Source organism: Brachyspira pulli (assembly GCF_036997785.1).
Lineage (GTDB): Bacteria > Spirochaetota > Brachyspiria > Brachyspirales > Brachyspiraceae > Brachyspira > Brachyspira pulli.
Window position 1 is genome coordinate 92,235 of record NZ_JAWLQI010000004.1, and the last position, 11,427, is coordinate 103,661.

12 protein-coding genes are annotated in these 11,427 nt (G+C 25.1%); 5 read left to right on the forward strand and 7 right to left on the reverse strand.

The window, feature by feature from the left end; translation table 11 throughout:
• Positions 1 to 196: 196 nt before the first annotated feature.
• The 3 genes from R4K56_RS02160 to R4K56_RS02170 form a co-directional block, all read right to left on the reverse strand.
• Positions 197 to 763 (reverse strand): DUF4234 domain-containing protein, encoded by a 567-nt coding sequence (locus R4K56_RS02160; protein WP_335771628.1) that lies wholly within the window; start codon positions 761 to 763, stop codon positions 197 to 199.
• Positions 764 to 973: 210 nt separating this feature from the next.
• Positions 974 to 1,843 (reverse strand): hypothetical protein, encoded by an 870-nt coding sequence (locus tag R4K56_RS02165; RefSeq protein ID WP_335771629.1) that lies wholly within the window; start codon positions 1,841 to 1,843, stop codon positions 974 to 976.
• A 375-nt stretch (positions 1,844 to 2,218) separates the two neighbouring features.
• Positions 2,219 to 3,184, reverse strand: a complete 966-nt coding sequence (locus tag R4K56_RS02170) for an ankyrin repeat domain-containing protein (RefSeq protein WP_418233748.1) — start codon at positions 3,182 to 3,184, stop codon at positions 2,219 to 2,221.
• 351 nt (positions 3,185 to 3,535) lie between these two features.
• Between R4K56_RS02170 and R4K56_RS02175 the strand changes: the two genes are divergently transcribed.
• A complete protein-coding gene (locus R4K56_RS02175) occupies positions 3,536 to 4,576 on the forward strand; it encodes an AAA family ATPase (protein ID WP_335769523.1) in 1,041 nt (346 codons plus the stop codon).
• Between the two features lie 5 nt (positions 4,577 to 4,581).
• Positions 4,582 to 5,121 carry a DUF3226 domain-containing protein gene (locus tag R4K56_RS02180; protein ID WP_335760190.1) on the forward strand — a complete coding sequence of 180 codons (540 nt, stop codon included), beginning with the start codon at positions 4,582 to 4,584 and terminating at the stop codon, positions 5,119 to 5,121.
• Positions 5,122 to 5,128: 7 nt separating this feature from the next.
• Here the strand turns inward: R4K56_RS02180 and R4K56_RS02185 are convergent, their stop codons facing one another.
• Entirely contained in the window at positions 5,129 to 5,911 is a 783-nt protein-coding gene (locus R4K56_RS02185) for a hypothetical protein (RefSeq protein ID WP_335760191.1), read from the reverse strand.
• Complete coding sequence (locus R4K56_RS02190; RefSeq protein WP_335760192.1) at positions 5,904 to 6,941, reverse strand: site-specific DNA-methyltransferase; 1,038 nt, start codon at positions 6,939 to 6,941, stop codon at positions 5,904 to 5,906. The genes R4K56_RS02185 and R4K56_RS02190 overlap by 8 nt, the downstream gene beginning before the upstream one ends.
• A 117-nt stretch (positions 6,942 to 7,058) precedes the next feature.
• Between R4K56_RS02190 and R4K56_RS02195 the strand changes: the two genes are divergently transcribed.
• Complete coding sequence (locus R4K56_RS02195) at positions 7,059 to 9,248, forward strand: peptidase U32 family protein (protein WP_335771630.1); 2,190 nt, start codon at positions 7,059 to 7,061, stop codon at positions 9,246 to 9,248.
• Positions 9,249 to 9,268: 20 nt separating this feature from the next.
• Entirely contained in the window at positions 9,269 to 9,631 is a 363-nt protein-coding gene (locus R4K56_RS02200) for a hypothetical protein (protein ID WP_335758369.1), read from the forward strand.
• 65 nt (positions 9,632 to 9,696) lie between these two features.
• On the opposite strand, the gene R4K56_RS02205 is transcribed toward R4K56_RS02200, so the two are convergent.
• Positions 9,697 to 10,074, reverse strand: coding sequence for a hypothetical protein (locus tag R4K56_RS02205; RefSeq protein ID WP_335771631.1), 378 nt, complete (start codon positions 10,072 to 10,074; stop codon positions 9,697 to 9,699).
• 167 nt (positions 10,075 to 10,241) lie between these two features.
• On the opposite strand from R4K56_RS02205, the gene R4K56_RS02210 reads away from it, so the two are divergent.
• Entirely contained in the window at positions 10,242 to 10,445 is a 204-nt protein-coding gene (locus tag R4K56_RS02210) for a hypothetical protein (RefSeq protein ID WP_335758367.1), read from the forward strand.
• A gap of 24 nt (positions 10,446 to 10,469) precedes the next feature.
• On the opposite strand, the gene R4K56_RS02215 is transcribed toward R4K56_RS02210, so the two are convergent.
• Positions 10,470 to 11,354 (reverse strand): fumarylacetoacetate hydrolase family protein, encoded by an 885-nt coding sequence (locus R4K56_RS02215; protein ID WP_335771632.1) that lies wholly within the window; start codon positions 11,352 to 11,354, stop codon positions 10,470 to 10,472.
• Between the last annotated feature and the right edge of the window lie 73 nt (positions 11,355 to 11,427).

The following is an 11,427-nucleotide window of genomic DNA, read 5'->3' on the forward strand; positions in this document are numbered from 1 at the left end:
GAAACCAGCAAATAAATTTATTTATTTGCTGATTATAGTTGAGGCGAACATAACAATAATATAAGATTTAATAATCCTAATTGAAGTTTTTAATTTTTTTATTTATTCAGTAAATATAGCAGTGAGATGAAATGAACAATTAATTTATTTTATTTGCTGATTATAGCTATCACATCACAAGTATAATAAATATAAATTAGTTTTTATCATTATGAGGCTCTTTTACTTTTCTCCATATAGAGTTTAATTTCTTTTGCATAATAATATCAGGAATGAGTAACATAGCAGTAATTACTAGAATAATAACAATAACTGCTAATATAGTACCAGTAAATACTAATAATACTTCAGGATCTAAACTAAAAATATTATAGGCTTTTCCATAAACTACAGCCATACCGCTTACTAATGCTCCCATAAAAAAAGCAAATATTAATCCGCCTATAATAGGAATCCCTACAAATAATACAATAATAAATGAAACCATAATTATTTGAGTAACATCATTTCTGTCATTTTCATCAATTTTTAAAGCTATTTCTTTATGAATAATATTCCCATATTTATTATACCAATATATGCTGTAAAGATTGCATGTTATAATACTAAGTAAAAGTTCTAATTCAGGAGATATATCTTTTCGCTTAGTAAATTTTTTCACTTCTAAACTGATATAATAAATCCAATAGAAATGGTATATTCCTAAAGTAAAGAAGTTTAGAATAAACATTGTAGGAATTGATCTTACAGCACCTATATTCATATTGTTTCCTATTATCAGGTTCGCCTACGCTAATATAAGCCAGCAACTAAAGTTACTGGCTGCTTACCAAAGGTACCTACTCGGTCGGCTAGCTTTTTTATATATAGTTTTCAAAAGCTCGTAATTTTTTATTTTGTTGTTATGTCGCATTGCCAATACCATAGGTGGACTTTGGCAGGTAGGCTAACTTTTTTATTATTGCTATGCTCTTTAATAGCCTCCGTTTTCAAGTTTTATCTGTGAACCATGCACAAAGCCATGAATTGCATCTTTTCCGTTTCCAGCCTCTGGAGGAAGATAAAATACTTCAAGCCACTTTGTTTCGATATCTTGATAATTCTCATAATCAATACCTGCTCCATTGATAGATAATAAAACTCCCCCATTATAAATCATATCTCTTTTCAAAATCTTTCCTATTATTTTTCCATTTGCTTTATCTCTTATATTCACATAATCATCTTTAGAATTATATTGAAGTTCGTTGTAAGAAACATTTCCTGAATTATAATTATTTTTACTAAAATACTTTGTTTCTACATCACCTAAAGCCTTAAAACCTACAATATCACCGTAAGCCTCTCTTCCTGCATCACCTTCTCCATAAAAACGATAATTTCTAATTGTAACTTCAGCTCTTACAGCAGCAACACCTAAAAATCTTTTATTCAAAGGTTCTGGTAATTTTACTTCAATATTTTTTAATAAAACACCGAATTCCAATCTGTCAAATTCAACGCCGCTAAAATCCCAAGAATCACCATATTTAGAAGCACCTTGATTTTTCAAATTCATTTCAGATGAATCATATAAAAAAGGAAGATCTACATTATTATCAGGATAAAATCTTAAAGCAGTATAATTATTTCCCATATCATAATTATCAGATCTTTCAAGAACTCCTGTTAATGTAATCTCTCCATCAAAATAAACTATACCATAACTTTCTACATTATAGGCTTTAAGTGTATTTTTTGTCACTTTACCATTATCACTTAAAAGTTCAGAAAAATACGCTTCACTAGGCGGAAATGCCCATAAAAAATTAATGCTTAAAAGAAATAAAATAATTTTTTTCATTGTAATAACTCCTATTATTGTTATGTTCGCCTACGCTAATATAAGCCAGCAACTAAAGTTACTGGCTGCTACGGCTCACTTTTTTGTTATATATAGTTTTCAAAAGCTCGTAATTTTTTATTCTGTTGTTATGCTCGCGACGAAGTCCACATTGCGAAGCAAGGTGCAGCCGCCTTAAATAAGTTAGTGAGTTTACTCACTAGCTGGCTTACCAAAGGTACCTTGCCTACGGCACGCAGAGTGTTGGTCGCCTTAAAATAGTGAATAAGCACGCCTGTGCTCAGCTCACTTTTTTATTATATAGTTTTCAAAAGCTTGTAATTTTTTATTTTGTTGTTATGTCACCTATAATGGTGCATACTTGGTTTTATTTAGTTAATACATAAATCTCCTAAATTTATAAATATAATTCTTTGCCATATCCTTAGCAGTTTTTCCTTCTTTATTTTTTATATTCAAATTAGGATTTAATTTTAATATCCTATCTATAATAGGCTCATTGCAAAGTATCATAGCATACACTAATAAAGTGTTTCCTCTATTATCCTGTGCATTAATATCTGCTCCATTATATACCAATAACTTTATAAGTCTATCAGCAGCATTTGTAGCTTTTATTTTTTTCTGATCAATACGATATATGGGAATATTTTCTGTCATTAACTTAACATTTTCTAAATTACTAATAGATGATATCGTATAAAATAAAGCTGTTTTCCCTTCATTATCTTTTATATTAGGATCTGCTTTGGCTGATAAACATAAATCTATTATTTCAGTTCTATCATTTTTAACAGCTAACATTAATGTTGTTAAACCTTCATTATTTTGAGCATTAATATCAGCACCTTTTACAACTAAAAATTTTATAAAATTTTGATTTTCATAATATAATGAATTTTCTATTAAAATAGTCATTCCATATTTATTTTTTTTATTGATGTCTGTGCCATTTTTTAGTAAATAATCAATAGTTTCCTTTTTTCTAGTATAAAATAAAATAGTAGAACCATCATTATCTACAGTATTAAAATCAGGATTATATTTTTCAAATAGTTTTAATATTTCAAGTTCATTTAAAGAAGCTGCCAAGAAAAATGCATTTCTTCCGCGTTTATCTTTTATTTCAGTAACATCGGCTTTATGTTCTAATAAAATCTTAACCGCCTCTATTGATCTTGCTATTATAGCATTCATTAAAGGAGTATAGCCTTCTTCTTTATCTTGAACATTTATATTAACTTTATCAATTAATTTTTTTATTATACAAATTTGACCATAAAGGCAGGCATTCAAAAAATTGTTTTCATCTTTAGACATAACATCAAAAGTTTCTAACACAAAAACTACTCCTCAATAATTAATATGCTAATTTCTTAATAATCTCATATTATATACTTCACATATAATTGAGTATAATAAATTTATTAGTTAGTTTCATTTTTTATAATAATAAAAATTACTCTTATTAATTAAGCTATATTTATTATTATTTTAAATATTATTTATGATGTTGTTTAGGAATTAATGACATAATACAACTTTTCATAAAAAATCAAAAACCTCAATTAAAATATAAACCATTAAATTAAAAAAGTCAATATACATATATATAGTATAAAATATTTGATTACTTGTATATAATCAGAAAAAATATATAATTTATAAAAATACAAAATCAAGAGAAGTAAAATGTTAGAAAGTTTAGAGATAGAAAATTTTAGAGGAATAAAGAAATTAAAAATAGATAATTTCAAAAATATTAATTTTTTCATAGGCAAGGCTAACACTTCAAAAACTTCTATACTTGAGGCTATATACACAGGATTTTCAAGAGATGCTTTATTAGTTTTAAATTTATTAGATGCAAGATCTACATCAGAAAATGATGATGCTTTTGAATCATTATTTTACGATCATAATGCAAATAATATTATAAAAATTAATTCTTTAATAGATAATGAACTTTTTGAGCTTGAAATAAGTTCAAATTATAAAGATTATGATAAACTTACAGTATCAATTGATAATATAGAATCTGTAAATAAACTCAATTACCTTGTTTATAAAATAAAAAATAAAAAGGGATATGATACAAGTATAAATAAAATTGAAGAAAAAAATGATTATAAATTTGAATTTAAAATTTTAAATAAAGAAGAAAATATACAAGTAAAAAAACATGATGTAGGATTTATTTCTGTATTTCATTATACCAATAGTATTCCATTTATTTTCAAAGCAATTTTTTCTGATAATGAAAAAAGAAATATTTTTAAAAATATATGCCGTCAATTTGATTCTAAAATTAATGATATTATATTTGTTGATGATCAATTAATGATTGAAATAAAGGATTTAAAGCATACTATTAATATAAAAAATATGGGACAGGGTTTTCAGAAATATTTAACTATAGTAGCTTCTATGATATATGAAAGAAAATACATTATAATTGATGAAATAGAAAACGGAATGCATTTTGAAAGTATAAAAATACTGCTTGAAAATATTTTATCTTTATCTAAGGAATACGGACTTCAGTTTTTTATAACTACTCATAATAAAGAACTTCTTGAAATTTTAAATGACTGTTTAATAGAAAAAGGTTATGAAGATATGCTTTCAGTTTATAATGTATACTATAGCAGAGAAAATAATATTAGTGTTGCAAATTATAATCAGGAAAGTTTTTCTCATTTTATGAAAAATGAAAATGAAATTAGGTATTAATAATTATGGTTAAAATTTTAGTTGAAGGATATACTGATAAATACTTTATAGAATTATATTTAAAATATCTTAATATTAGTAAATGTAAAGTTGAACAAGTTGAAGGAAAAGACAATTTATTTAAATACAAGATTGAAATACAAAGATCAAATGATAATTATTTTATTATATTTGATGCTGATAATAATTTAGATAAATCTAAAAATAATATAATAAATCAACTTGAAGTTGATGAAAGTTTTTTTGATAAAATATTCTTATTTCCAAACAATAAAGACACTGGAAATTTAGAAACATTAATTGAGAAAATAGCAATTTATAAAGAAGTGCTTCAATGCTATGATAATTATGAAAGCTGTATAGATTCTTTAATTAATAAAATACCAGATTTAAAACATCAGGCTAAAAAATCAAAAGTATTTGCCTATATGAGCGGATTTGGTTTTAAGAACAATATTAAAGCTGAAGATTTTGATTTAACACCTTATGTTGATTTTGATAATATTTATTTGAATGATTTAAAAGAGTTTCTAATTAATATTTGATTAGATACTAAATTTGATATAGAAAATCTTTTAAAAGTAATGCCGATAATATATTTTTATTTTTGTAGGTTTCAGTTATATATTTATGTATTTTATTATTACTTTTACCATATAATACTCCATCTAATATAGCTATTGTTATAGCATTTTTTACTTCTGAATTTAAGGTAAGCATAGCATCTTCAAATTGAGCATTTTGATGACCTCCAAAATCTGTTAAAAATTTTGCTTCACCTATAATATATTTACCATTAAATCTAGCTATAAAATCTAATCCTTTATTTCTTTTATACCCAAACATTTCTTCAGCAAATTGGATTGTATCACTTTCACTACACTTTAATATTGCATTTTTATTATCTCTCATAAAATTATTAATATCTACTGGTAATATTCCAAGAACTTTTTTATCGATCCAATTTTGGAACATATTTCCCATTTGTCTATTTGATTCTTTTGGTTCAGTTATTTTTTCCATAAATTTATCCCAACCCATTTCATATAATGTACCAGATATACGATTTATGGTTTGAGGATTTTTATCAATTGATTCAGGAAATTTTTTTAAATATGCTGTATATGAATCTTTTATTGGGAATAATTCTAATTTTAATGCTTCTTTTATCAAATTATAATTATCTTGATTATTATAATACTTTTTTAATTTATCTATAGTATTATTATTAATATTTCTTCTAATATTAGAAAATACAGGATATACACTAAAAAGTCTATCTAAATAGTCATAATTATTAGCTAAATCTATACTCTTCTTTAAAAATTCAAACATTAGAATACTCCTTAAAAGAAATAAATTTATATGATTTAAATAAATCTATATCTAACTTTTTTTTAATATTATTTATAGATATTTCTGATTTATCTATTCCTATCCATTTTCTATTTAATTTTTCTGCCTCAAATAATGTTACTCCTGAACCAGCAAATGCATCTAATACTATAGAATTTTCCTTCGATGAATTTTTAATTATTAATTCTAAAAGTTTATTATTTTTTTGAGTTGGATAGCTTGGATTTTGCGGGTCTTTAAATGTCCAAATATCTTGTATTTTTTTATAATTTTTATCTTCTTTATAAACTTTTAATCTCATATTTCCATTTTTAGAAACTTCTATTAACCCCTGATTATATAATTCTTCGAGTTTTTTAGGCGAATATCTCCAATGTCTTCCTATAGGAGGTAATTGTCCCATAAAATAACCATTAGTTTCTCCATTTTTAGTTTCGCCGGGAGCATGTATTGGAACAGTTGTATAATTTCTTCCATCTGAATCTATTTTAGTAAATCTATTATTTAATTCTTCATCTGATACTTCTTCTTCTATATTGTTCCATATATAATTATTAGTTTTGGTAAAGAAAAGTATATGATCTTTTATATTGCCGTAATTATTTCTTTTAAAGTTTTTAGGGTTGCATTTTATTCTTATGATATCTGATTTAAAATTATTAATACCAAATATTTTGTCCAGCATTATTTTAACATAGTGAACTTTGCTGTCATCTATATGATAATAAAAAGATCCGCTATCAGATAATAACTCATGCATAATTTTTATTCTTATTTCCATATATAGTATATATTCTTCTAATGTAAATTTATCAGAATATGCTACTTTAGATTTCTTTGCACTAGAACTTATTGTTCTTACCCTGTCATCAGACCATAAAAAGTCATTTCCTGTAGCAAAAGGAGGATCTATATAAATTAAATCTATTTTATTTGATAGATTATATGATGTTTTTAGACTATTTAAAACATCAATATTATCTCCCAAAAAAAGTATGTTGTTATCCATTAATAAACCTTATTTTATAATTGGTATATATAATAACATATTTTATAAAAAAAATATAATTTTTATTGCTTGAATTCATTTTCTTATATGCTATAGTTTAAATATTAATTAAAATAAATGGAAAACAAATTGAATATAAAAACACAAAACAAAAAAATAGAACTGCTCGCACCTGTCGGAGATGAAAGAGGTTTAAAAGCCGCTGTTAATGCTGGGGCTGATGCTGTGTATTTCGGTACTAAAAGTTTTAATGCAAGAGTAGGTGCTGCTCAAAACTTCGATGAAAAGGTGCTTGAAGAAAATATAAAGTTTGCTAAATTAAGAAATGTTAATGTTTATATTACAGTTAATACTTTGGTTTATAATGATGAAATTGATAAAGTACTTCCATTAATAAAAACTGTTTCTGATTTAGGGGCTGATGCTATTATAGTTCAGGACTTGGGAATCATTGATATTGTTAGAAATAATTTAACTATTCCAATGCATGCAAGCACACAGATGTCTTGTAATAATTTAGACAGTGTTAAACTTCTTAAAAGTATAGGAATTGACAGAGTGGTTCTAGCTCGTGAGATGAGTTTAGAAAATATAAAATATATCAGAGATAATATAGATATAGAACTTGAAACTTTTGTTCATGGTGCTTTATGCGTAAGTTTTTCAGGTCAATGTGCTTATTCTTATTTGCATGGAGGAAGAAGTGCAAACCGTGGAGCCTGTGCTCAGCCTTGCAGAATGGAATACACTGGAGGAAAAACTGATTATCCTTTAAGTACAAAAGATTTAATGACTATCGATATAATTCCAAATTTGCTTGAAAGCGGAATAACTTCATTTAAAATTGAAGGACGTGCTAAAAGAAGCGAATACGTTGCAGTTACTACTTCGATATATAGACATGCTATTGATTTGGCTTTGGAAAATAAAGATATACCTACACAAAAATACAAAGAAGATTTAATGAAAATTTTTAACAGAGGCGGATTTTCTCAAGGATATTATTATAATTCAAAAGATATATTTGAAAATTATAAGCCTAGCCATGATGGTGAATATATAGGAGAAGTTACTGCATACAAGAAAAACAAAATATATATAAAAGCAGAAAAAGAATTGAATGTTTATGACGGGTTATCATTTGGAGAAAGCGGAAAAGTTGGAATGCAGATTTCTGATTTATATAAAGATAATATTAGAGTAAAAAGAGCAAAAGGAAATTTAAGTTTTTCAGCTGTTTTAAAAAATGTGAATGTAGGCGATGAAGTTTATAGAACTACTGATAAATTACAAATGGACGAAGCAGATAAAATAATTGAAAGCGATAATTTTAAACATTTGCTTAATTTGAATTGTATAATTGGATTTGATGATGTTGATAACAATAAAAAAATAAAATTGGAAGTACATAGCAAATACGATGATAGATTAAACAACATAGAATATATAAGCGATTATATAATTCAAGAAGCTAAAACTAAAGCAACAACTAAAGAAGATATTTTTAATTCTCTTTCAAAAACTGGAGGAACCGTATTTGAATTTGAAAATATTAATATAGAAGAAAAATTCAAAAATCCTTTTATACCAGTAAAAATTGTAAATGAAGCTAGAAGATGCCTAATTGAAAAACTTGAAAATATTTTAATGCAGTCTAAAAAAATTAATTACAATAAAAACTTTGAAACAAATATTAATTATCCTAATACTGATATAAAAGTTTTAATTGCAAACAGCGAAGAAAAAATTAATTTATATTCTGATATTCATTATGATAAAAAAATATTATTTCCAAATGTTTATGATGAAAATATAATTACACTTTTTGAGTCTAAAAAAATAGACGGTATACTTCTGCCTCATGTAACATTCGATAAAGATATTGAAGTTATAAAAAGCATAGTAGAAAAAACAAATAACATGATAGTAATATGCAATAACTTAGGACATATTGAAGCATTAAAAAGTAAAGCTATATTATGGGCAGGCATTGGACTTAATGCAATTAATAATTACAGTGTGAATCTTTTATATAAATTAGGAATTGACACTGTTATATCGGCTATAGAAGCAGGTAAAAATTTAAAACATACTTTATCTATAAAAGAAGGTTTTATTCCTGCTATGAACTTTGCTTTTTGTCCGAAAAGTATGTCTGTAGGCTGCAGTAAATGTAAAGAAGAAGATATTATTGATCATAAAGGAAATACTGTAATATTTGATTGTGTGAGAATGCATAACAAAACAAGTTTTATATTAGAGAAAATAAAAAACAAAAATGGAAATATTTACTACAGTATATATTAAATATATTTGGAGGTGAAATATTGAAAAAAATTATTTTTTTATTTATTGTCATCAATATATTTTTTATAATATCTATTGAAGTTCTTGCTTTTAATGATTTTTCTTTTAATTCAGCATTTCACAAAGCAACAGCCGGAGCATTTAGAAGTCATAGTGAATCTTTAATAAAACTAAGAGAGAAAAAGAAAAACAGAAGAGAACTATTTTTAAAAGGTAAAGGATATATAAGCACATTAGGAGGAGATATATACAGAAAAACTTTTTATTCTAATACATATTTCAATGCTATACATTTAGGATTATGCGGTTTTTATTTTTATGACAATAATAGATATAAAAGGAATTTAAATATACTTAAATATAATAATACAAATTTTAATTGAAATTATTTAAATAAAAAATAGAGATATAAAATTAATTATATCTCTATTTCACACAATTATAATAATTATTTATTGTTTTTTATATTGTTATATTTTAATAAAAATTCATCTGCTAAATCCTGAAGTTCTTTTGAATACTGAACATTTAAATTCATAGAATTGCTTATAACATTAGGATCAGAATTCTTTTTAGACATTTCCAAATTCATTTTAGTTTTTTCTAAATAGATTTTCTGTTTTAAACTATGGAATCTTGGCTGATATTCTTCTTTTAATTTTATAACTTCTGCTAATTGAGCCTCTGTCAATCCTGCTTCATTATAAATAAAATATTCATAATTACAGCTTCCATCATAATCTTTCCAGTCATATTTTTTCTCTTTAGCATATACAGATACTGATAATATAACTGTAAATAAAATAATACTAATAAAGTGTCTCATAATATAACCCCTTAAAATTACATGTTGTATTTGTTCTATTAGACGAATAAATATATAAAAAGTTCCTAAGAATTTATTTTTTTATATAAAAACATCTTATATAAGGTTTATAAAAATCTCTATTCATATATTATCCTGTAATATTAAAAATTACAGGATAAATAGTTATGAAGATTTTTAAACTTTTATTTTTACTATTATTAATTACATCTTTATCATACGCTCAGAATCAAACAGTTTATATCACAGAGAAAGGCAAGAAATATCATAGAGAATATTGCAGAACAACAAAAAATTCAAATACTACTGCCATTTCATTAAGTAAAGCTCAGTCAATGGGATATTCTGCCTGCAAAGTATGTAATCCCTAAAAATACATAATTATATAAAAAATATTATTCTACGAAATTTATAAGCTCCCCTATTTCATCAATACAGCATGTTATTTTATCACCGCTTTTCATGTATTTAGGCGGATTAAATGACATGCCTACTCCTCCAGGTGTGCCTGTTGCAATAATATCGCCTGCTTCTAATGTCATGCCTTTAGAAATATCTGACACCAAATAATTTATATTATGTATCATATATTTTGTATTTGATGATTGTCTTTCTTCATCATTCAAAATGCTTTTTACATTCAATGGAAATTTTAAATCATCTTTATATACTATACAAGGTCCCATAGCACTGTATGAATCTAAACTTTTTCCTTTATACCATTGAGAATGGCGTTTTTGTATATCCCTTGAAGATATATCATTAAAAATACTATATCCGAATATATAATCTTGAACTTCATCAGGCTCTATATCTTTTCCGCTCTTTCCTATAATTATTGCAAGCTCAACCTCATAATCCAAGCATTTATCCAAATCGAATCTTGCTTTTATTTTATCTCCAAGTCCTATAATTTCTATTGCTCTTTTTGAAAAATATACTGGTGCTTTTACTTCTTTAAAATCTTTCATGTCTTTTTTTATTTCTGTAAGATGATCGCTGTAATTAACTCCTACGCATATAATATCATGAATTGGTTTTCTTATAGGCGAAAGTATTTGAACATTATCTATAGAGTAAGCATGGGTAAAATTTTCTTCTGCATATCTTAATTTCTCTAGTATTTTATCATCAATTATTTTTATTAATTGAATCATAGGATTTTCGCTAGGTTTGAAATCTGTTATTATTTCATTTATAGCAATTACCTTGCTTCCGTCTTTACTCAATATGCCAACCGACTCAGTATTATTCCATTCAACAAAAGATACAAATTTCATTTTTTATCTCCATTTATAAAAATTGCAAAAACAATACATCATATACCTAAACAACTATATTTTGTCAATTTTC

What these genes read in the sequence shown, in the direction of transcription:
- R4K56_RS02160 (WP_335771628.1), bottom strand. Translation starts at nt 763, where the DNA reads ATGAATATAGGTGCTGTAAGATCAATTCCTACAATGTTTATTCTAAAC.
- R4K56_RS02185 (WP_335760191.1), bottom strand. Translation starts at nt 5,911, where the DNA reads ATGTTTGAATTTTTAAAGAAGAGTATAGATTTAGCTAATAATTATGAC.
- R4K56_RS02205 (WP_335771631.1), bottom strand. Translation starts at nt 10,074, where the DNA reads ATGAGACACTTTATTAGTATTATTTTATTTACAGTTATATTATCAGTA.
- R4K56_RS02180 (WP_335760190.1), top strand. Translation starts at nt 4,582, where the DNA reads ATGGTTAAAATTTTAGTTGAAGGATATACTGATAAATACTTTATAGAA.
- R4K56_RS02190 (WP_335760192.1), bottom strand. Translation starts at nt 6,941, where the DNA reads ATGGATAACAACATACTTTTTTTGGGAGATAATATTGATGTTTTAAAT.
- R4K56_RS02195 (WP_335771630.1), top strand. Translation starts at nt 7,059, where the DNA reads ATGGAAAACAAATTGAATATAAAAACACAAAACAAAAAAATAGAACTG.
- R4K56_RS02165 (WP_335771629.1), bottom strand. Translation starts at nt 1,843, where the DNA reads ATGAAAAAAATTATTTTATTTCTTTTAAGCATTAATTTTTTATGGGCA.
- R4K56_RS02175 (WP_335769523.1), top strand. Translation starts at nt 3,536, where the DNA reads ATGTTAGAAAGTTTAGAGATAGAAAATTTTAGAGGAATAAAGAAATTA.
- R4K56_RS02210 (WP_335758367.1), top strand. Translation starts at nt 10,242, where the DNA reads ATGAAGATTTTTAAACTTTTATTTTTACTATTATTAATTACATCTTTA.
- R4K56_RS02215 (WP_335771632.1), bottom strand. Translation starts at nt 11,354, where the DNA reads ATGAAATTTGTATCTTTTGTTGAATGGAATAATACTGAGTCGGTTGGC.